At 62.3% G+C, this 21211-nt stretch carries 21 protein-coding genes; 14 read left to right on the forward strand and 7 right to left on the reverse strand.

What is annotated here, in order from left to right; translation table 11 throughout:
• The first annotated feature begins 179 nt into the window (after positions 1 to 179).
• Genes AABM52_RS04775 through AABM52_RS04785 form a run of 3 tightly spaced genes read left to right on the forward strand, consistent with a single transcriptional unit; the run spans position 180 to position 3621 of the window.
• Positions 180 to 1928, forward strand: a complete 1749-nt coding sequence (locus AABM52_RS04775) for an amidohydrolase (RefSeq protein ID WP_347910742.1) — start codon at positions 180 to 182, stop codon at positions 1926 to 1928.
• On the forward strand, positions 1925 to 2869 hold the full coding sequence (locus AABM52_RS04780; RefSeq protein ID WP_347910743.1) for a GTP-binding protein: 945 nt from the start codon (positions 1925 to 1927) through the stop codon (positions 2867 to 2869). Before AABM52_RS04775 ends, AABM52_RS04780 begins: the two co-directional genes overlap by 4 nt.
• Positions 2866 to 3621, forward strand: a complete 756-nt coding sequence (locus AABM52_RS04785; protein ID WP_347910744.1) for a class II aldolase/adducin family protein — start codon at positions 2866 to 2868, stop codon at positions 3619 to 3621. Before AABM52_RS04780 ends, AABM52_RS04785 begins: the two co-directional genes overlap by 4 nt.
• Positions 3622 to 3675: 54 nt before the next feature.
• On the opposite strand, the gene AABM52_RS04790 is transcribed toward AABM52_RS04785, so the two are convergent.
• Positions 3676 to 5196, reverse strand: a complete 1521-nt coding sequence (locus tag AABM52_RS04790; RefSeq protein WP_347910745.1) for a HAMP domain-containing sensor histidine kinase — start codon at positions 5194 to 5196, stop codon at positions 3676 to 3678.
• Positions 5193 to 5912: a response regulator transcription factor gene (locus tag AABM52_RS04795; RefSeq protein ID WP_008000098.1), complete on the reverse strand. Its 720-nt coding sequence runs from the start codon at positions 5910 to 5912 to the stop codon at positions 5193 to 5195. Before AABM52_RS04795 ends, AABM52_RS04790 begins: the two co-directional genes overlap by 4 nt.
• Before the next feature lie 151 nt (positions 5913 to 6063).
• Between AABM52_RS04795 and msrB the strand changes: the two genes are divergently transcribed.
• Genes msrB through msrA form a run of 3 tightly spaced genes read left to right on the forward strand, consistent with a single transcriptional unit; the run spans position 6064 to position 9120 of the window.
• Positions 6064 to 6582 (forward strand): peptide-methionine (R)-S-oxide reductase MsrB, encoded by a 519-nt coding sequence (gene msrB / locus AABM52_RS04800; RefSeq protein ID WP_046040228.1) that lies wholly within the window; start codon positions 6064 to 6066, stop codon positions 6580 to 6582.
• A 33-nt stretch (positions 6583 to 6615) separates the two neighbouring features.
• A complete protein-coding gene (locus AABM52_RS04805) occupies positions 6616 to 8382 on the forward strand; it encodes a cytochrome c biogenesis protein DipZ (RefSeq protein WP_347910746.1) in 1767 nt (588 codons plus the stop codon).
• A gap of 30 nt (positions 8383 to 8412) precedes the next feature.
• On the forward strand, positions 8413 to 9120 hold the full coding sequence (gene msrA, locus AABM52_RS04810; RefSeq protein WP_223467415.1) for a peptide-methionine (S)-S-oxide reductase MsrA: 708 nt from the start codon (positions 8413 to 8415) through the stop codon (positions 9118 to 9120).
• 9 nt (positions 9121 to 9129) lie between these two features.
• On the opposite strand, the gene AABM52_RS04815 is transcribed toward msrA, so the two are convergent.
• Positions 9130 to 10047, reverse strand: coding sequence for a LysR family transcriptional regulator (locus AABM52_RS04815; protein ID WP_347910747.1), 918 nt, complete (start codon positions 10045 to 10047; stop codon positions 9130 to 9132).
• Positions 10048 to 10149: 102 nt separating this feature from the next.
• On the opposite strand from AABM52_RS04815, the gene AABM52_RS04820 reads away from it, so the two are divergent.
• Positions 10150 to 11325: an aspartate aminotransferase family protein gene (locus AABM52_RS04820; protein ID WP_347910748.1), complete on the forward strand. Its 1176-nt coding sequence runs from the start codon at positions 10150 to 10152 to the stop codon at positions 11323 to 11325.
• Between the two features lie 8 nt (positions 11326 to 11333).
• Here the strand turns inward: AABM52_RS04820 and AABM52_RS04825 are convergent, their stop codons facing one another.
• The 4 genes from AABM52_RS04825 to AABM52_RS04840 form a co-directional block, all read right to left on the reverse strand.
• Entirely contained in the window at positions 11334 to 11588 is a 255-nt protein-coding gene (locus AABM52_RS04825; protein WP_015093589.1) for a Txe/YoeB family addiction module toxin, read from the reverse strand.
• Entirely contained in the window at positions 11585 to 11839 is a 255-nt protein-coding gene (locus AABM52_RS04830) for a type II toxin-antitoxin system prevent-host-death family antitoxin (protein WP_056728535.1), read from the reverse strand. The genes AABM52_RS04825 and AABM52_RS04830 overlap by 4 nt, the downstream gene beginning before the upstream one ends.
• A 206-nt stretch (positions 11840 to 12045) precedes the next feature.
• On the reverse strand, positions 12046 to 12537 hold the full coding sequence (locus tag AABM52_RS04835; RefSeq protein WP_347910749.1) for an adenylate kinase: 492 nt from the start codon (positions 12535 to 12537) through the stop codon (positions 12046 to 12048).
• A gap of 52 nt (positions 12538 to 12589) precedes the next feature.
• Positions 12590 to 14506 carry an alkaline phosphatase D family protein gene (locus AABM52_RS04840; RefSeq protein WP_347910750.1) on the reverse strand — a complete coding sequence of 639 codons (1917 nt, stop codon included), beginning with the start codon at positions 14504 to 14506 and terminating at the stop codon, positions 12590 to 12592.
• 204 nt (positions 14507 to 14710) lie between these two features.
• On the opposite strand from AABM52_RS04840, the gene AABM52_RS04845 reads away from it, so the two are divergent.
• The 7 genes from AABM52_RS04845 to AABM52_RS04875 all read left to right on the forward strand — a co-directional run bounded on the left by AABM52_RS04845 (position 14711) and on the right by AABM52_RS04875 (position 21117).
• The gene (locus AABM52_RS04845; protein WP_008050013.1) at positions 14711 to 15691 is read left to right on the forward strand and encodes a quinone oxidoreductase; all 981 of its coding nucleotides are present in this window, start codon (positions 14711 to 14713) and stop codon (positions 15689 to 15691) included.
• 13 nt (positions 15692 to 15704) lie between these two features.
• Positions 15705 to 16553, forward strand: a complete 849-nt coding sequence (locus AABM52_RS04850) for a TauD/TfdA family dioxygenase (protein WP_347910751.1) — start codon at positions 15705 to 15707, stop codon at positions 16551 to 16553.
• A 98-nt stretch (positions 16554 to 16651) separates the two neighbouring features.
• Positions 16652 to 17704 carry a 3-keto-5-aminohexanoate cleavage protein gene (locus tag AABM52_RS04855; protein WP_046040235.1) on the forward strand — a complete coding sequence of 351 codons (1053 nt, stop codon included), beginning with the start codon at positions 16652 to 16654 and terminating at the stop codon, positions 17702 to 17704.
• A 92-nt stretch (positions 17705 to 17796) separates the two neighbouring features.
• Positions 17797 to 19128 (forward strand): MFS transporter, encoded by a 1332-nt coding sequence (locus tag AABM52_RS04860; RefSeq protein ID WP_347910752.1) that lies wholly within the window; start codon positions 17797 to 17799, stop codon positions 19126 to 19128.
• A complete protein-coding gene (locus AABM52_RS04865) occupies positions 19125 to 19787 on the forward strand; it encodes a DsbA family oxidoreductase (RefSeq protein WP_347910753.1) in 663 nt (220 codons plus the stop codon). Before AABM52_RS04860 ends, AABM52_RS04865 begins: the two co-directional genes overlap by 4 nt.
• Positions 19784 to 20110, forward strand: a complete 327-nt coding sequence (locus AABM52_RS04870) for a Rieske 2Fe-2S domain-containing protein (protein ID WP_347910754.1) — start codon at positions 19784 to 19786, stop codon at positions 20108 to 20110. The genes AABM52_RS04865 and AABM52_RS04870 overlap by 4 nt, the downstream gene beginning before the upstream one ends.
• A complete protein-coding gene (locus tag AABM52_RS04875) occupies positions 20107 to 21117 on the forward strand; it encodes a putative sulfate exporter family transporter (RefSeq protein ID WP_347910755.1) in 1011 nt (336 codons plus the stop codon). The genes AABM52_RS04870 and AABM52_RS04875 overlap by 4 nt, the downstream gene beginning before the upstream one ends.
• The last annotated feature ends 94 nt before the right edge of the window (positions 21118 to 21211 follow it).

Below are 21211 nucleotides of genomic sequence, written 5' to 3' on the forward strand. Positions count from 1 at the left end.
TTGTTGTATCGGTTGATTCAACAATACTAGCGCTAATTGTCATCGGAGAGGGCCGGCCCACCACCAAAAGGCGCTGCCTGCGACATTGCCGATTGACTAGAACAACAACAGTTTTCAGGTTCCCGACCCGCCTGGCGCCCGGTGGACCTTTCAATCTCCTGAACTCAAAGGTGGCTTACATGGCTGAGTCCGATAACTTTTCCTCTACCCATTCCGTGCAGGGGACCTATGCCGACCTGATCCTCGCCAATGGGCGTATCTACACCCAGGACCCGGCCAACCCGTGGGCCGAGGCCGTGGCCATCCGCGACGGCAAGTTGATCGGTGTCGCCAGCCTCGGCCAGATCGAGATGTTCAAGGGCCCGAACACCCGCGTGCATGACCTGCAAGGCGCGTTCTGCATGCCCGGCCTGCACGACATGCACACCCACCCCGACCTCGCACTGGCGCCGCGCTACAGCGACGACCTCGACGTCGGCATCGAAGACCCGACCCCGGAACAACTGCGCGAAAGCATCCTCGCCTATGCCGACAGCCATCCCGGCGACGGCTGGATCTACGGTCAATACTGGGTGCGCTACACCTTCCGCGAGGCGGGTTTGACCCCGGGTCGAGCCTGGCTCGACAGCGTCATGCCGGACCGTCCCGTGGCGCTGCTCGACCGCATGTGGGGCACCATGATGGTCAATTCCAAGGCGCTGGAACTGGCCGGGATCGATGGCAACACCTCTGACCCGCGCAATGGCTATTTCGAGCGTGACGAACTGACCGGCGAACCCACCGGCCTGATGATCGACGGCGCCTACGCGATGATCCACGCCGCCATGCCGCCGACCCCGGTCAGCGTGCTGCGCCGCGCCTATCGCGATGGCGTGCATTTCCAGAGTTCGCGCGGCGTTACGGCGAGCAAATACGTGCACGTCTGCGAGCAGCGTTTGCAGGCCCTCAAGGAACTGGACGACAGCGGCGAACTGACGGTACGCATCGAAGCGGCGATCAGTTGGCAGGACGACATTTTCCCGGTGCGTCGTCGCTGGGAACTGCTGGCCGGCGAGCGTCACTACTACCGCAGCGCACGCCTGAGTGCCAACGCGGTGAAGTTCCACTTCGATGGCACCGTCGAGCCGAAGTCTTCGTACCTGCTGACCCCATGGCCGCAGGAAAAGAGCTGGCGCGGCAAGCTCAACCTGACCCCGGAGCACATCACCGACATGGTGGTGGACATGGACCGCAAGGGCATCCGCGTGATTGCCCACTGCACCGGCGACGGCGCGTCGGACGTGTTCCTCGATGCCGTGGCTGAGGCCCGTCGTCGCAACGGTTTCAGCGGCGTGCGTCACCAGTGCGCCCACAGCACCTTGCTGCACCCGGGCAACCTGCCGCGCTTCAAGGAACTGAATGTCATCGCCGAGTTTTCCCCGGCCGCCTGGTACCCGACGCCGTTCGCCAGCGGTGCGCGTTCCGGCTACGGCCAGGAGCGACTCAAGCGCATCTACGATTTCAAAGGCGTGCTCGCCGCCGGTGGCACTGCGGTGATGGGCACCGACTGGCCGGTGGCGTCCATCGACCCGTGGCTGGCGCTGGAAACCATGATCACCCGGCAGAACCCGTGGAACGACGACCCGGCCTGCTTCGGCGACCCGATCAGCCTCGAACAGGCGCTGACCGTGATCACCAGCAACGGCGCCGTGGCCATGGGCCTGGAACACAGCACCGGCAGTCTGCAAACGGGCAAGGCGGCGGACCTGATCGTCATCGACCGCGACCTGTTCGCGCAACCTGCACGCAACTACATCCACAAGACCCAGGTGCTGCTGACCTTCGTTGAAGGGCAACTGGTGTATGACCGCCATTCGACGCTGGAAGCCGTCGGCCTCAAGGCAGTGTGGCAGGGCGAACCACCGGTTCTGGAGGGCAAGGCAGAATGACTTCCCCACGCATCGCCGTGACCGTTGTCTCGGGGTTTCTCGGCGCCGGCAAAACCACGCTACTCAACCGCATGGTGCGCCGTGCCGAAGGCAGTCGGCTGGCGGTGATCGTCAACGATTTCGGTGAGCTGAACATCGATGCAGCCATCGTCTCGGAAGTCACCGACGCGGTGTACAGCCTGCAAAACGGCTGCATCTGCTGCACGGTGCAGGAAGACCTGCTGGCGCAACTGGGCAGCCTTGCTCAATTAGAACCACGGCTGGAGCGCATCGTCATCGAGTGCAGCGGCGTGTCCGACCCGCAGCGCATCGTGCAGACGTTGGCCTACCCGCAACTACGCAGCCAGATGCAACTGGACATGGTGATTACCGTGGTCGACGCCACCCGTCATCTGCAACTCGACGGCGAGTACGCGCGGCTGGCCCGGGCGCAGGTGGCGGCTGCCGACTTGCTGTTGTTGAACAAGACCGATCTGGTTGATGAACCGCAGTTGCAGGCGTTGCGCGAGGCGTTGGGCCTCAGGACGCGAGTGCATGAAAGCGTGCAGGCGCAGTTGCCGGATGCGCTGTGGCTCGACACCGATCTGGAGCTTGAGCCGCGCAAAGTGAAGCCGCTGACACGGGTGTCCGACGGCGATCACGGCGAGATGTTCAGCAGTTGGCTGTGGCAGAGCGACTCGGCGCTTGACGCTGAAGGTTTGCGCGGCTGGTTGCAGGCGCTGCCCAGCGATGTGTTCCGGGTCAAGGGGCTGGTGAAGCTGGCGCAGGGCAACAAGGCCCACTGGTTGCAACACGTCGGCACCCGCAGTCAGTTTCTGCCGGCCACGGATGAAGCCCAGGCCAAGACCACACGCCTGGTGTTTATCGCCCGCCGTGGTTTCGACGGCTGGGAAGCGTTGGGGCAGGGACTTGAGGCCTGCACCGTGATGGTGAGCGCATGACTGCGACCGAACAACGTTTGCGTGAAGAACTGGCCGCCTGTTATCGACTGGTGGCGCACTTTCGCATGACCGATTTGATCTTCACCCACATCTCGGTGCGCATTCCGGGGCCGGAGCATCACTTTCTGATCAACCCTTACGGGCTGATGTTCGATGAGATCACTGCGTCTAACCTGGTGAAGATCGACCTCGATGGTCACGCCGTGGAGCCGTCGCCGTACCCGGTGAATCCGGCCGGTTTCGTGATTCACAGCGCGATCCACGGCGCCCGTGAAGATGCGCAATGCGTGTTGCACACTCACACCAAGTCCGGGTGCGCGGTGGCGGCTTTGAAGTGCGGGCTATTGCCGGTGAACCAGATTTCCATGGAGTTCTACGGGCGGGTCGCTTACCACGACTACGAGGGCGTGGCGCTGGACTTGAGCGAGCAGCAACGGCTGGTGGCGGACCTGGGTGACAAATCGGTACTGATGCTGCGCAACCATGGTTTGCTGACCGTCGGCGAGACCGTGAGCCAGGCGTTCTTGCGCATGTACTACCTGGAAAAAGCCTGTGAGATTCAGTTGGCCGCGCAGGCCGCCGGTGAAGTTGTTCTGCCGTCGCACGAGGTTTGCGTGCACACCGAACGGCAGTTCAATGATCCGGGGCGGCCGTTGGAGGAGGGGGAGCTGAGTGATCCGGATGCCATGCAGCTGGCCTGGGCGGCGTTGTTGAGAATGCTGGATCGAGTGGCTCCCGGGTATCGGGACTGATCCAGGCTCTCGGTTGTTGGGGCTACCGTCATCGCGAGCAGGCGCCTCGGACTGTCAGGCCTGTCGCGGTGTATTCAGGTTCATCGACCGCACCGCCAACGCAGACGCTGTCTCTTCATCAATCGGCAACGAAAACCGGAATGTCGCCCCGCGCCCCGGCACATCGATCAACTGAATCTCGCGCCCATGCAATTGCAGGATGCGATGCACAATCCGTAGCCCCAACCCGCCATCACGCCGTGCGCCGCCGATATTGAACGGGCGCAGGAACAACCCTTCGCGCAGTTCCGGGGCGATGCCGGGGCCGGTATCGCTGACCGTGACTTCGATGAAGGAGCCTTGCGGGCGCAGGCCCAGTTCGACCTCACCCCCCGGTGGGCTATGGCGCAGGGCGTTGTCGAACAGGTTGGTCAGCACTCGCTCGATCAACCCGAGGTCCGCGCAGGCCGCCGAGGCATTGGGCGCGAAGGTGGCCTTGAGTTCGACCTTGCGCGCTTCGGCGGTGAGTTCGAATTTCTGGAAGATGTCCTGGGCCAGGTCGGTCAGGGAAAAGCGTTCCAGCACCGGCTGCACAAAACCATGTTCCAGCCGCACCAGTTCCAGCAGCGACTGCGCCAGACCACCCACCTTGCGGCTCTGGTCCAGCGCAATGCCCAGATAACGACGGCGGTCGGCAGGGGACAGCGTGGCGTCCTTGAGCGACAGGGTTTCCAGATAACCGTGCAACGAGGCCAGCGGGGTGCGCAAGTCGTGGGAGATGTTCGCCACCAGTTCGCGGCGCTCCTGATCCTGGCGGGTCAACGAACGCCATTGTTCGCCCAGGCGTGCCTGCATCTGCCGGAACGCGGCATCGAGCACAGCGATTTCATCGTGGCTGGCGGCTTTTTCCACCGCGACGGGCAGGGCCGGTGTGACCGGAGCGCCATCGATGTCGAACTGGCTGACGGTTTCAGTCAGGCGGCGCAACGGCCGGGTAATCAGGGCAAACGCCGTGAGACCGGCAATCAGGCACAGCAGCGCCACCAGGCCGATGGACAACAACGCTGTGTTGAGCGCCGCGCTGGTCGCACCGCGTTCGGCCAGGCGGTCGTGATCCTCGCCGAGCAACACCACGTAGAGATAACCGGCCGGCTTGCCATCGACCTTCAGAGGTGCCGCGCTGAACACCTTGCGCGCATCGACGCTGCGCGGGTCGTCGCCGAGAATCGGCAGGGCATCGCCCCGCAACAGGCGCTGGATCGGCGCCAGGTCGATCCGCTCACGACGGATCCGGCCCTCGGGCGCGGCGCTGCCGACAATCTTGCCGGTGGAATCGAGCAGGTACACCTCGACGCTCGGGTTGACCTGCATCAGTTTGCTGAACAGGTCACGTACGGCATTGGGCATCAGGCCCTGGGTGTCCATCAGCACCGTGTCACTGGCGATGTGCTGCGCCAGGTCCCGGGACAAACCTTGCACCACTTCCTGTTCATGCATCTGGTTGGAGCGCACCTGCAACCACGCCGACGTGCCGCAGCACACCAGCAGCAGCACGGCGAACACCAGGGACAGGCGTTGCGTCAGGGTCAGCCTCATGGCTGCGGCTCCTCGCCTGTGGCGAATTTGTAGCCGCGGCCCCAGACCGTGAGGATGCGCACCGGTTGCGCCGGGTCGGCCTCGATCTTGGCGCGCAGGCGGTTGATGTGGGTGTTGACCGTGTGCTCGTAGCCTTCGTGGCTGTAGCCCCACACGGCATTGAGCAGGTCCATGCGTGAAAACACCTTGCCGGGCTGGCGGGCGAAGAAATACAGCAAGTCGAATTCCCGGGGCGTGAGATCCAGGCGCCGTCCGTCGAGGGACACTTCGCGGGTGATCGGGTCGATGGCCAGACCGTCGGTGAGCAGGCTGCCGGCGTCCATCTTCAGGTTGCGCGCCATGGCATCGACCCGGCGCAGCAACGCCTTGACCCGGGCCACCAGTTCTAGCATGGAAAAGGGCTTGGCCAGATAGTCGTCGGCACCCAGCTCCAGGCCGAGAATCCGGTGCACTTCGCTGGAGCGTGCGCTGGTGATGATGATCGGCGTATAGCGGGCCATGGCCCGGGCGCGACGGCAGATTTCCAGGCCGTCGACACCGGGCAGCATCAGGTCGAGGACCAGTGCGTCCCAGTTGCCCTGTTGCAGCAGGCGCATGCCCTCATCGCCATCGGCGCTGTGTACCACCTCGAACTGCTCATCGCGAAGATGCAGGCAGATCAGGTCGGCGATATGCATATCGTCCTCGACCACCAGGACGCGTTTGGTCTGTTCCATACAGCTCAATCCTTCGGCGCAATGGGCGCATTGTGCGGGTTTTTCGGGGTCTGAGTTATCACGAATTGTTTAACTTCCCGTGAGGATTTGGCGATCACCCAAAGCCTAGGCTGTGTTCCATGAAACACCCCTGGATTTTTTGGAGACGAGCATGTTTTCACGACGGCAATTTCTTCTAGTGAGCGGCGGACTGGGGGTGGCAACCCTGGCGATCGGCCTGTTGCCGAAGTTTTCCACAGGCAGCGCATTAATCAGCGAGGCCAGCGCAGCGGAGGCATTTGAAGTGACCCACAGTGACAAAGAATGGCACGCCATCCTCAGTGACGAGCAGTACGACATCCTGCGCGAAGAGGGCACCGAACGGGCCTATAGCAGCCCGCTGAACAACGAGCACCGCGATGGCACCTTCGCCTGTGCCGGTTGCGACCTGCCGCTGTTTTCCTCGGCGACCAAGTTCGACAGCCGCACCGGTTGGCCGAGTTTCTGGGCGCCGCTGGACAAGGCCGTGGCCACCCGCCAGGACCGTGCGTTCGGCATGGTCCGCGAAGAGGTTCACTGCCGGCGTTGCGGCGGGCATCTGGGGCATGTTTTCGACGACGGCCCGAAACCCACCGGCCTGCGTTACTGCATGAACGGCCTGGCGATGAAATTCGTGCCCAAGACGGTGTGATTCCCTTCCACTCACTTTTTGCAGGTAATCGCCATGTGGCTGCTGGTCCTCGCTTATCTCGGTGGTGTGCTGACGATTGTCAGCCCGTGCATTCTGCCGGTGTTGCCGTTTGTCTTCGCCCGCACCGGGCAACCCTTCGTCAAAAGCGGATTGCCGCTGCTGGTGGGCATGGCGCTGACGTTCGCGCTGGTTGCCACGTTGGCGGCGGTGGGCGGTGGCTGGGTGGTGCAGCTCAACCAGTACGGGCGCTGGCTGGCGCTGGTGTTCGTGGCGTTGTTCGGTCTGACGTTGTTGCTGCCGCAATTGGCTGAACGCCTGACCCGGCCGCTGGTGGCGGCGGGCAGTCGTTTGACGGAGGCGGCGGGCGCCGACGCGCGGCCACGTCCTGGAGCTTCGTTCCTGATTGGCGTGGCCACCGGCCTGTTGTGGGCGCCCTGCGCCGGGCCGATCCTGGGCCTGCTGTTGACTGGTGCAGCATTGCAAGGCGCCAGCATTCAAACCACCTTTTTGCTGTTGGCCTATGCCGCCGGTGCTGCCACGTCCCTCGCGCTGGCCTTGTTGCTGGGCGGCAAAGTCTTCAGCGCGATGAAGCGCTCGATTGGTGCCGGCGAATGGGTACGTCGCGGTCTCGGCGCGGCGATGCTGGCCGGCGTGGCGGCGATTGCCCTGGGGCTGGATACCGGCGTTCTGGCTCGGTTTTCCACGGCGTCGACCGGCGGAATCGAGCAAGCGTTGGTGGAGAAACTAAGCGGCAAGTCGCCGCGTAACAGCGCGGCGCCGAATACGATCGCCGAGGGTGCGGTGCAAGTGGCTGACAAAACCCCCGGCACCTTGCCGGTCGAAGACAACCTGCCGCCCCTCGACGGCGCCGTGCAATGGCTCAACTCGCCACCCCTCGATGCGCAGGCCTTGAAAGGCAAGGTGGTGCTGGTGGATTTCTGGACCTACTCCTGCATCAACTGCCTGCGTTCGCTGCCCTATGTGAAGGCCTGGGCCGAAAAGTATCGTGATCAGGGCCTGGTGGTGATCGGCGTGCATGCGCCGGAGTTTGCCTTCGAGCGTAACGTCAACAACGTCACCAAGGCCATGAAAGACCTGGGCATCACCTACCCGGTGGCCATCGACAACGAGTTCAAGATCTGGCGCGCCTTCAACAACGAGTACTGGCCGGCGCATTACTTTGCCGATGCCCAGGGACGCATTCGTTATCACCACTTCGGCGAAGGCGCGTACGACGAGTCGGAGCGGGTCATCCAGCAATTGCTGCGCGAGGCGGGGGCGGCCAAGGTCGCCGATGGACTGATCAGTGCGCAGGCCGACGGCGTGCAAATGGCTCCGGACAGCGACGCCGTGCAGTCGCCGGAAACCTATGTCGGCTACCAGCGCGCGGAACACTTCGTGCCGGAAACCGCGCTGGTGCCGGACAAGGTCGCGGCCTACAACCCACCGGCGCAACTGGCCCTCAACGACTGGAGCCTGGGCGGCCAGTGGCATGTCGGCTCGGAGCGGGCCACCGCCAGCGCACCGGCCAGTCGCATCGTCTATCGCTTCCACGCCCGTGATCTGCATTTGGTGCTCGGCCCTGGCGCCGATGGCAAGCCGGTGCGCTTCAAGGTGCTGATCGACGGCAAGGCCCCCGGTGATGCCCACGGTATGGACGTGGCACCCGATGGCAGCGGCACCGTGACCGACCAGCGCTTATATCAACTGGTGCGCCAGAGCGACGGCGTGACCGACCGGACTTTCAGTATCGAGTTTCTTGATCCGGGTGCGTCGGCTTACGCCTTCACCTTCGGCTGATTACTTTCCAACGCTTCAGGAGTTCGCCCCATGAAAACCCTCTTTACCTGGCGTCGTACCCTGCTGGGGCTGGCGGCTGCCGGCATCATCAGCCAATGCTCGGCCTTCTCCTTCGGTGGTGCCGAAGAGGGGGTAGTCCTTCCACCGCCGGCCATCGACGAAACCACCCAGGCCCGCAGCGAAACCGCGGTGTTCGCTGGTGGCTGCTTCTGGGGTGTGCAAGGGGTGTTCCAGCATGTCAAAGGCGTGAAGAACGCCGTCTCCGGCTACGCGGGCGGGGCGGCCAATACCGCGCAATACGAGCGTGTCAGCAACGGCAATACCGGCCATGCGGAATCGGTCGAAGTCACGTTCGATCCCGCTCAGGTCAGCTACGGCACCTTGCTGCAGATCTACTTTTCAGTGGCCCACAACCCGACCGAACTCAACCGACAGGGGCCGGACAGCGGCACCCAGTATCGCTCGGCGATCTTTACCAAAAGTACCGAGCAGCAGCGGGTCGCACAGGCCTACATCACCCAGCTCGACGCTGCCCATGCCTTCGACAAGCCGATCGTGACCAAGCTGGAAACCTTCAACGGTTTCTACCCGGCGGAGGAGGAGCATCAGGACTTCCTGACCGAGCATCCGACCTATCCCTACATCGTGATCAACGATTTGCCAAAGGTCGCGCAGTTGAAACAGCTGTACCCGAATCGTTATCAGGAACAGCCGGTGCTGGTGAAGGCGGGGATGTAAATGCATGGCCTATTCGGCCGACGGGTGTTTGCCCCACCGCTGTACGGCGAATTCGACGAAACGCCGCAGCTTCGGCAAACGGTGGCGATCCTGGGCATAGACCAGGTGCATCGGCCGGCTGGGCGGGCAGTAATCGGGCATCAAGGCCAACAGCTTTCCGTCCTTGAGATCCTGCTCGACCAGGGCGTCGGGCATCATCACGATGCCCATGCCGGTGCGCGCAGCCTGATGCAAACCCGCCGAACTGTTGATCAGCATCGGTCCGCTGACCCCTACGCTGACTTCGCCATCGGGACCGGCCAGGCGCCATTCCTTTTGCACCGATTGCCAGTCATCCCCGGCCGGATAGGCAAAGGACAGGCAGTCATGGTGTCGCAGGTCTTCGGGTGTCTGCGGTGTGCCGCGCCGGGCCAGGTACTCCGGTGACGCGCACATGGTCAGGGTGTAGTCGATCAGCGGGCGGGCGATCAGGTTGGAGGGCTCAAGCGCCCCGAGGCGAAACGCTACATCGAGGCCGTTTTCCAGCAGATCCGGGCGCCGGTTGGTCAGGACCACGTCGAGTTTCACCCGCGGGTTTTGCCGGCTGAACTCACTCAGTGCCGGCGCCAGGCGTTCGGTACCGAAGGTCAGGGGCGCGGTGATGCGCAAGATGCCGCTCGGTTCGTCCAGCGCCTGCTCGGCCAGCCGCTCGGAGTCGGCCACCAACCCCAACACTTCCAGGCAGCGCTGGTAATACGCGGTGCCGAACTCGGTCAGCCGCTGGCGCCGCGTCGTGCGGTTGAGCAGGCGCACACCCAGCCGTTGTTCCAGGGCCTTGAGGTGGTTGCCGACCATGGTCGTGGACATTTCACACTGCAAGGCGGCGGCGGTCATGCTGCCGGTCTCCACCACTTTCACGTAGACGGTCATTGCCTGGAACAGGTCCATTATCAAGCTCTGCTTTTAAATGATTGAAGCTTTACGCTGTTTATCCAGCTCTGGTGGCTAACCATACTGCAAAAACACCGACCCTTGCTGGAGCTTGATGTCATGACCGCCGCCTGCCTGATGAGCACTTACCAACCCTTGGCCTTGAGTTTCAACAAGGGCCTGGGCACTCGCCTGTGGGATCAGGGCGGTCGCGAATACCTGGATGCGGTCGCCGGTGTGGCGGTGACCAATGTCGGCCACTCCCACCCGAAAATCGTTGCCGCCATTACCGAGCAAGCCGGGTTGCTGCTGCACACCTCGAACCTCTACAGCATCGACTGGCAACAACGGCTGGCGCAGAAACTGACGCGGCTGGCGGGCATGGACCGGGCGTTCTTCAACAACTCCGGGGCCGAAGCCAACGAAACCGCACTGAAAATCGCCCGGCTGCATGGCTGGCAAAAGGGCATCGAGCAGCCGCTGGTGGTGGTCATGGAGAACGCGTTCCATGGCCGCACCCTCGGCACGTTGTCGGCCAGCGATGGCCCGGCGGTGCGCCTGGGTTTCAACAAGCTGCCGGGGGATTTCGTCAAAGTGCCGTTCGGCGACCTCGACGCACTGGACAAGGTGCAACAGGCATTTGGCTCGCGGATCGTGGCGATCCTGATGGAGCCGATCCAGGGCGAAAGCGGCGTGCAACTGGCGCCACCGGGCTATCTCAAGGCCGTGCGCGAACTGTGCAACCGGCGCTCATGGCTGTTGATGCTCGATGAAATCCAGACCGGCATCGGCCGCACCGGCCAGTGGTTCGCGTTCCAGCACGAAGGCATCGTCCCGGACGTCATGACCCTGGCCAAGGGCCTGGGCAACGGCGTGCCGATTGGCGCGTGCCTGGCCCGCGGCAAGGCAGCCGAACTCTTCACGCCGGGCAGCCACGGCAGCACCTTCGGCGGTAATCCGTTGGCCTGCCGGGTCGGTTGCACCGTGCTGGATATCGTTGAAGAGCAAGGCCTGCTGGAAAACGCCCGGCTTCAAGGGGAGCGCCTGCTCGAAAGGTTGCGCACAGAACTGGCGGGCAACCCGAACGTCTCGCAAATCCGCGGCCAGGGCCTGATGATCGGCATCGAACTCAAGCAACCGATCCGCGACCTGAGCCTGATCGCCGCCCGGGATCATGGCTTGCTGATCAACGTCACGCGGGGCAAAACCATTCGCCTGCTACCGCCGCTGACCATTGATGAGCGGGAGGTGGAGATGATTGTCAGAGGGGTGAGTGGGGTGGTGAAAGCGGGCTGAAGTTCTGCTCAGTAATGGTATCTGCACATCACGACGCGTATTTCGCCGTCTTCAACGGCGTAGACCAGACGATGTTCAGCCGTAATCCGGCGTGACCAGAATCCGCTCAAGTTATGCTTGAGCGGTTCGGGTTTTCCAAGACCGTCGAAAGGCTCACGCTGGATAGCTTTGATCAACAGGTTGATACGTTTGAGCCCTGCCTTATCGTTCTGCTGGAACCAGAGATAATCGTCCCAGGCTTCAGGGGTGAACTCGATATTCATTCTTCAATCAGTTGCCTGGTTTTGGTTTTACCCGCTCGCAGGTTACCGATTGATTTGATCAGGCGTTCAGCGTTGGCTGGGGAGCGCAGCAGATAGGCTGTCTCTTCGAGAGCGTTGTATTCGGCCAATGACATCATCACTACCGGCTCGCCTTTCTGACGGGTTACCAGTAGCGGGGCGCGATCTTCATTCACCCGGTCCATGGTTTGCGCCAAGTGTGCCCGAGCGTTGGTGTAGTTGATGGTTTCCATGTGATTGTCCTCGCTTGATGCAGAGAACGTACAGAAATGAGTACATGTTAGCAAGGCGATACCTACGAGTGGTTGTTACGTGGAAAGTGCATCCACGCTTGTATCGAGTATCGCCGAATGTTCCTCAGGACGTTTCCGTGACTGATGTAATCCCATTCGGAGTTACACGCCATCCATCAGGATTGTCCGACCACAGCTGCGAAAATTTACGAGTGATGAACCAGCGCCGCGATTTCCTCCCGATCCAGCAGACGGATTTTCCCACCGCAAAACTCCTCGAACAGTCGCTGATGCGCCGCAAACCCACTGGACCCTTGCCGCTGACGATAACTGCCCGCCCACTCCAGCAAGGCGATCAGCAACCGGTCCTGTTCATCGCGCCCGGCCTCGCGTTGTCGAATGTTGGCCACGCAATCCTCGTCCCCGACGCTCAACCAGATCAGCGCAGTCGCCCGTGGCAGGATTTCGCAGGCGATCCAGCCATACACGCCTTCGATCACCCAGCGCTCCTGATCGGCCGCAATCCGCGCCATGGCCAATGCTTCGGTTCGGGGGCGGGCGATGCTGTGTTCGTCGGACAGCCAGTGAATCCGGTCGAGATCGGTCCAGGACACTCGCAATTTCTCGGCCAGCCGCTGCGCCAGCCAGCTTTTGCCCGAGCCGGAATTACCGATGATCATGGTTCGGGTGAGGTCCATGAGCGACTCCGATCAATTGTGGGAGCAAGCTCGCTCCCACAGTTTTTTGTGATCACTCGTCGCTTTCGGGCGCCACCATCCGCGTCTTCGGCGAGCCATTGGAGTTGTGCTGAAAAATGTCCTGCGGTTGACCTTTTTCATTAAAGAACACCTGCCCGATCCCCGCCGAATTCCAAAGCCGCTCACCCGCTTCAGCATGCTCCGGAACATGCGGCACGATGCGCATGCGTCGGCGCTTGGTCAGCCAGTTCAGCGGTGAGCGTGGCGAGTACAGCCAGCGGTTGAGGCGGTCGAACCACTCGAGCAGGGTGGCGGGGAACTCATTCTTGATGCCGCTGCTGGTGATCTGCCAGATGCGCGGCCCGGCCTTGCGATGGCGGATCAGCACTTCGTAGACGAAGGAATAGTGCACATCGCCCGACAGCACCACGTAGTTACCCGGCGTGCGCGAGTGGCGGAAAATGTTCAGGATCACCTGCGCCGCGCCGCGATGGGCCATCCAGTTTTCCGCGTCCACCAGCAGTGGATAACCGCACCAGCTGAATACCCGCTGCACGGTCTCAATCAGTTTGACGCCGAAGATCGGTGCTGGCGAAACGATGATCGCACTCGGGTGGTCCAGCAGTTCCTGTTGCAGTTCGCTCAGGGCTTCCCAGTCGAGCAAGCCGGAAGGCTGCTTGAGGTTCATCTCGCTGCGCCAGCGGCGGGTGCGGGTGTCGATCACCACCACGGCCGGGGTGGTGGGCAGCACGTAATGCCAGTGCTGAAATTTCAGCAAATCACTGATCAAGTCATCCTGAACCGTACTGTCGAGGTGACGGTCGCGTGCGCTGTCGCTCAACGCGCCGGCCTTATCCAGCACAGCGGCGAAAGCATCCGGATTGTTGCCCCAGCCCTGGCACAACATGTACGCCAGCAGCGCGTTACCGATGATGCGCCGGGAGAACGGATGGCCGTAGGCCGTTTCCTCCCATTGCGCGCTAAGGTTCCAGTCATCGGTGATGTCGTGGTCGTCGAAAATCATCAGCGTCGGCAGATGCGCCAGTGCCCGCGCGACGTTGCCAAGGCCTGCCTTGAAGGCATCGATGTGCGTCTGCTCAAGGGCGTAGCGCTTGAGCCGTTCCGGCGTCAGCGTCGGTGCCTGGGGCGCGATCAGGGTCCAGGGCACTGGCGACCAGACCAACAAGTACATGGCCATGACTTCGGCGAAGGTCACCAGGTGATTGTCGGCACTGCTGCTGGTGAAAATCGGCTTGCGCGCGCCACCGAAAAATCGTTCGCGCAGGGTTTCATTGCTTTGCAGTGCTGGCAGCAGATCCGCGCGGTGGTAGTAACTGGCAGGATGCTCGTAGAGCCTGGCGCTGTCGCTGACCACCGCGCCTTCGAGGTGTTCCCCGAACAGGCCCAGGCGCTCGATCAAGGCGTGAATCGCCCGCAACATCGGCCCCGCGACATCGTCGGCGTAGACCTGATCGCCCGTCATCATCAGCAGTGCCGGGCGGTCCTTTGCCACGTGTTCCTGCGCCAGCAACCGGTCGACGCACAGCAAGCCGTCTGTCGCCGGGTGATGAGGCTTGCGGCAAGAGCCGTGCAGCAACTGGTCGACCCGTGCGCGCAGGACGAAGTTCGGGCAACGGGCAGCGCCATACAGCAGGTGCGGCGCCCAGTCGGCGATGCCTGCCCCCTCGACCAGCACGTCGTACTCGATCAACTCATCGCAGGGCAGGGCGCCATCCAGTTGCACATCGATCAAGTGCACAAAGGCATGAGCCCCCACGGCGATCACCGTGCATTGCCCGGCATCGAGGCGAATGTCACCGACGTCCTGCAAGCGCAAGGTCAGCGCCAGTGCCCGCGAACCCACCAGCCACAGCACCAGCCGCGTGGGCTCAAGACGCCGCAACAGCGGGCCGGCCAGGACCGGCGGCAGGGCTGGGTGATCGTCGGGCAGTGGCAGCGTGTCGGACATCCGGGTTCAAGACTCTAGGGGCGTGGAAGCGGGCGATGATAGCGCAGGTGACGGCGGGACCGGCTAGACGATCCCGGTTCTGCCTGTCACCAAATGAAAAGCCATTGTCGTCTGATGAGAAGCGTCCCGACAGGCCTCGTCCTACAGTCCAATCAGCGCAATTCGATGCAACACGCCCATATTGCAGATTGGAGAATAAGAAAAATGGCCAAAGCCGTACGCTTCTACGAAACCGGTGGTCCTGAAGTTCTACGTTATGAAGACGTCGAAGTCGGCGAACCCGGTCCGGGTCAGGTTCGCCTTCGTCATGTGGCGGTTGGCCTGAACTATGCCGACACCTACTTCCGCAACGGCACCTACCCGATTCCGATGCCCAACGGCATGGGCGTCGAGGCCTCTGGCGTAGTCCAGGCCGTTGGTGAAGGGGTTACCAACGTCGAAGTCGGTGACCGCGTCACCTACACCGGTTTCCTCAACACCCTCGGCGCCTACAGCACCGAGCGCCTGATCCCGGCCGCGCCGCTGATCAAGTTGCCGGAAACCATCAGCTTCGAAACCGCTGCGGCGATGACCATGCGTGGCCTGACGTCTTCGTACCTGATGCGCCGCATCTACGACTTCAAGCCGGGCGACAGCATCCTGTTGCATGCCGCCGCTGGCGGTGTCGGCCTGATCGTTTCGCAGTGGGCCAAGTTGCTGGGCCTGAACGTGATCGGTACGGTTTCGACCGAGCAAAAGGCGGAAATCGCCCGCGCTCACGGTTGCGACCATACGATCAATTACAGCCATGAAGACGTCGCCGCTCGCGTTCGTGAACTGACCGATGGCGTGGGCGTCAACGTTGTGTTCGACAGCGTTGGCAAGAACACCTTCATGGGTTCGCTGGATTCGTTGAAACCCCGTGGCCTGATGGTCTGCGTGGGTACCGCATCCGGACCGATCCCGGCGTTCGACCCGGTGATGCTGGCGATGAAAGGATCGCTGTACCTGACCCGTCCGGCCCTGGCCAACTACATCAGCGACCCGGCCGAAAAAGCCGCGCTGGCCGGTGAGCTGTTCGACCACGTCGGCAGCGGCCGGATCAAGATCGAGATCAACCAGCACTACGCCTTGCAGGATGCCGTGCAGGCCCATCGCGATCTTGAATCGCGCAAGACCACTGGCTCGTCGATCTTCGTCGTTTAAGGAGCGGCCAGCCATGAAAGTCGAACAATTGACCTGCAGCATTGGCGCCGAACTGATTGGCGTCAACCTGGCCGACGCGATACATGACGACGGCCTGTTTGCCGAGATTCGTGCCCAGTTGCTCAAGCACCGCGTGGTGTTCCTGCGTGACCAGGACATCACCCGCGCCGAGCACGTGGCCTTCGCCCGGCGTTTCGGCGAGCTGGAAGATCATCCGGTAGCCGGCAGTGATCCGGATCATCCGGGGCTGGTGCGGATCTACAAGAATCCGGACCAGCCGATGGACCGCTACGAAAACGCCTGGCACACCGACGCCACCTGGCGCGAAGCACCGCCGATGGGTTGCGTGCTGCGTTGCGTGGAATGCCCGCCAGTGGGCGGCGACACCATGTGGACCAACATGGTCCAGGCCTATGCGAACTTGCCGGAAGACGTAAAGGTCAAGATCGCCGACCTGCGTGCCCGCCATAGCATCGAAGCGAGCTTCGGTGCCGCCATGCCGATTGAAAAACGCCTGGCGCTCAAGGCGATGTACCCGGACGCCGAACACCCGGTGGTGCGCACCCATCCGGAAACCGGCGAGAAGGTGCTGTTCGTCAATGCCTTCACCACCCACTTCAGCAACTACCACACCCCTGAGCGGGTGCGCTTCGGCCAGGACGCCAACCCTGGCGCCGGCGAGTTGCTGCGTTACCTGATCAGCCAGGCGTACATCCCTGAGTATCAGGTGCGCTGGCGCTGGAAGCCCAACAGCATCGCCATCTGGGACAACCGCAGTACCCAGCACTACGCGGTCATGGATTACCCGCCGTGCCATCGCAAGATGGAGCGCGCCGGGATCATCGGCGACAAGACGTACTGATCCACCCCTTCTGCATTCGCTCTCGTAAACACGTCTGCCCGGCACGACCCCGGGTGGGCGGGACAATCATAAGAACTGGCATAAGAACTGGAGTAACCATGCAATTCTTCGACGATTCCCTGCACCCGGAAAACATGGAAAAGGTAGTCATTACCGTGGCCCCGTACGGCCCAGAGTGGATGCCTGAAGACTTCCCGGAAGACATCCCGCTGACCATGGATGAGCAAGTCCAGAAAGCGGTCGAATGCTATGAAGCCGGCGCCACCGTGCTGCACCTGCATGTACGCGAACTGGACGGCAAGGGCTCCAAGCGCCTGTCGAAGTTCAACGAGCTGATCGCCGGTGTGCGTGAAGCCGTGCCGGACATGATCATCCAGGTGGGCGGCTCGATTTCCTTCGCCCCTGAAAGCGATGGCGAAGCGGCCAAGTGGCTGTCCGACGACACTCGCCACATGCTGGCCGAGCTGACGCCGAAACCGGATCAGGTCACCGTGGCAATCAACACCACGCAAATGAACATCATGGAGCTGTTGTACCCGGAGTACCTGAAAGGCACCTCCCTGGACAACCCGTTGATCCACGCCGCCTACAGCGAAATGACCGTACCGGCAGGTCCGGGCTGGGTTGCCGAGCACCTCAAGCGCCTGATGGACAACGGCATCCAGCCACACTTCCAGTTGACCGGCATGCACGCCATGGAAACCCTCGAGCGCCTGGTGCGCCGTGGCGTTTACAAAGGCCCGCTGAACCTGACCTGGATCGGCATCGGTGGCGGTTTCGATGGCCCGAACCCGTTCAACTTCTTCAACTTCATCCACCGCGCGCCGGACGGTTGCACCCTGACCTCCGAATCGCTGCTGAAAAACGTCATGCCGTTCAACACCATGTCGATGGCCATGGGCATGCACCCGCGTGTGGGCAACGAAGACACTATCATTGACCACAAGGGCGACCGTTTTGGCTCCGTTGCCCAGATCCAGCAAACCGTGCGCATTGCCCATGAACTGGGCCGTGAAATCGCCACCGGCAAAGAAGCCCGCGAGATCTACCGCATCGGCGTGCAGTACGAAACCATCGAAGAAACCCTGTTGGCCAACGGCATGGCCCCCAACCGCAAGGCTGGGCAGAAAGGTACTCCGCAACGCGGTTGACCGAGGGTCGGGACGAGAGGCCGTGACCTCTCGTCCGCCTGACCGTTACACGCTTGATAACAAAAATAAAACAAAGCTCTTGAGGAGGCTGCATGGCCTTTCACCCAATCGCCGCTGACGATGACGACTCCAGCGGAGTCGGCGTTGCGCGCCAATATGCCTGGATCGTCTTTGCCTTGACGTTCGGTCTGTTGATTTCCGATTACATGTCGCGTCAGGTACTGAACGCGGTATTCCCCCTGCTCAAGACTGAGTGGGCGTTGAGCGACGGACAGCTGGGTTTGCTCAGCGGCATCGTTGCCCTGATGGTCGGCCTGCTGACGTTTCCCCTGTCGTTGATGGCCGACCGTTTCGGCCGGGTCAAGAGCCTGGCGTTGATGGCGTTCCTGTGGAGCTTGGCGACCCTGGGTTGCGCGCTGGCTCAGGACTACCAGCAGATGTTCATTGCGCGATTCATGGTCGGCGTCGGCGAAGCCGCCTACGGCAGCGTGGGCATCGCGGTAGTGATTTCGGTGTTCCCCAAACACATGCGCGCCACCCTGGCCAGTGCCTTCATGGCCGGCGGGATGTTCGGTTCGGTGTTGGGCATGGCTTTGGGCGGTGCGATTGCCGCCAAGCTGGGCTGGCGCTGGTCGTTCGCGGGCATGTCGCTGTTTGGCCTGTTTCTGGCGGTGCTCTATCCGATCATCGTCAAGGAAGCGCGCATTGCGCCACAACGTGCCGCGCAGATTGCGAACAAGACCGCTGCCGCGGTCAAGCGTCCGCTGCGCACGCTGTGGTCCAGCCGTTCGGTGGTGGCGACCTACATCGGCAGCGGCTTGCAGTTGTTCGTCGGCGGTACGGTGATGGTGTGGATTCCCAGCTACCTCAACCGCTACTACGACATGCCTACCGACAAGGCCGGTGGCATGGCGGCGATCATCGTGTTGTGCAGCGGCGCGGGGATGATCCTGTGCGGCATGCTCAGTGATCGGCTGTGTCGCAACTCGCCGGAGCGCAAGGTCAGCCTGGCCATCGGCTTTTGCCTGGGCAGTTGCCTGTTGCTGTCGGCGGCCTTTGCCTTGCAGGCAGGGCCCGTGCAACTGGCGCTGATCTGTCTGGGCATGGCGATTGCCACCGGCACCACTGGCCCCGCCGGTGCGATGGTTGCCAACCTGACCCATTACTCCGTCCACGGTACGGCGTTCGCCACGCTGACCCTGGCCAATAACCTGCTGGGGCTGGCACCCGGGCCGTTTCTGACTGGCCGTGTGTCCGACCTCATCGGCCTGCATGCCGCTTTCCAATTAGTGCCACTGGTCAGCCTCGCGGCGGCAGCGGTGTTCTTTTATGCCAAGTGTCATTACCACAAAGATATTGCCCGCCTTCAGGGTCAGAGCGTGCCTGACCCTATCGGTGAAGCCGGGATAGAGGTGAAGTTGTGAGTCGTCGTTTACGTATTGATGTGTTTTTCGATTTTATCTGCCCCTGGTGTCTGATCGGCAAACGCCAACTGGAGCATGCGCAGGTGCAGTTTCGCAGTCGCCACCCGGATGTGCAGATCACCACGGTGTGGCACGGCGTGCAGTTGCTGCCCCAGATACCGGTGGAAGGTGAACCCTTCGCCGATTTCTACCGCAAGCGCCTGGGCAATGCCGACGCAATGACCATGCGCCAGAACCAGGTACAGCAGGCTGCCGGTGCGGTCGGACTGGCCATCGACCTCAGCCGTATCGAGACGATGCCCAACACCGCCGACGCCCATCGTATGTTCGAGCGTGCCAGCGCACTGGGCAATGCCAGTCAGCGTGAAATGTTGCTCGAACGCCTGTTCGCCGCTTATTTCCTCAGACGCGAAAACCTCGGTTGCCGTGAGACCTTGCTTGCCATTGCCCGCTCCTGCGGCGTCGCCCCGGACGCGCTGCTCGATTGCCTGAAGGGCGATGCCACGCCGTTTGAAGGATCCCCCGGTGCGACCAGTGGCGTGCCGAGCTTCAAGTTCGACAACCGCCTGACGGTGATCGGCGCACAGCCAGCCCAGGCGCTGCTTGGGGCCATGAACGAAGCCCTCAAGGAAAGTGAGTGCGAGCGGCAGCCAGCATGACCCGGCGCATTCCCGTGCCAGCCGGCAAGCATCCACAGGCCGGTGGCCGGGCGCTGTTCGAGTTCGAAGACAAAAGCCTGGCGCTGTTCAACGTCGACGGGCAGTTGTTTGCCATTGACGACAGCTGCCCGCACCAGGGCTCTTCGCTATGCGGAGGGCGTCTTGAAGGCCGGGTGATTCAATGCCTCGCCCATGGTTTGCGTTTCGATTTGCACAGCGGCTACCTGCTCAATTCAAGGCAGGTCAAAGTCACCAACTACCCGGTCGAGATCATCGACGGCCAGGCGTTTATCGTCATTGCAACCGAGGAGTCCGCGCCATGAGCGCCATTGCTCTCACCCGTATCCACAGTCGCACGCGCGAACTGGCACCGGGGTTTATCGTCAGTCTGATTGTCGCGGCCGCCGCGTCGTTTCTGTCCGAGCACTACGGTGCGCCGGTCATGCTGTTTGCCTTGCTGCTGGGCATGGCCCTGAATTTTCTCGCCGATGACGGGCCCTGCAAGGCCGGTATCGAGTTCACCGCCCGCACCGTGCTGCGCATTGGCGTGGCGCTGTTGGGCATGCGCATCACCCTGGAGCAAATGGCGGCGCTGGGCTGGAAGCCGATTGCACTGGTGGTGATCCTGGTGGTGGTGACCATCTCTGTCTCGGTGGTCGCCGCGAAGATCCTGGGTTTCTCGCGGCTGTTCGGCATGCTCACCGGCGGCGCCACGGCCATCTGCGGTGCCTCGGCGGCACTGGCACTGGCGGCGGCGCTGCCTAACCATCCGCAGAAAGAACGCGCCACCCTGTTCACGGTGATCGGCGTCTCGGCGCTGTCCACACTGGCGATGATCGTGTACCCGATGATCGCCAACTGGCTGCATTTATCGCCGCAGGTGGCAGGCGTGTTCCTTGGGGCCACGATCCACGACGTGGCCCAGGTGGTCGGCGCCGGTTACGGCATGTCGACCGAGACCGGCGACACGGCCACGGTGGTCAAGCTGATGCGCGTTGCCATGCTGCTGCCGGTGATCGTCACTGCGGCGATGATCACCCGCATGCAAGGCGCCGACCCGACCGGCAAACGCCCGCCGCTGTTGCCGTGGTTCGCCGTCGGCTTTCTGATTCTGGCGTGCATCAACAGCACCGGATGGATAGCACCTGCGGTGCAAGGATCGGTCAACGAACTGTCGCGCTGGTGCCTGGTGATTTCCATCAGTGCCCTGGGCATGAAGACCCGGCTCAGGGAGCTGGCGGCGGTCGGGATCAAGCCGATTTTGCTGATGGTCGGGGAGACGGTGTTCCTGGTGGTGCTGGTGCTGTTGTTGCTGCGCTGGGGGCTCTGAACGTCAGGTTGATACAGACCTGTGGGAGCGAGCTTGCTCGCGATAGCGGTTTCACATTCAACACTCATGGCGGCTGACACACCGTCATCGCGAG

The organism is Pseudomonas grandcourensis, from assembly GCF_039909015.1.
Classification (GTDB): domain Bacteria; phylum Pseudomonadota; class Gammaproteobacteria; order Pseudomonadales; family Pseudomonadaceae; genus Aquipseudomonas; species Aquipseudomonas grandcourensis.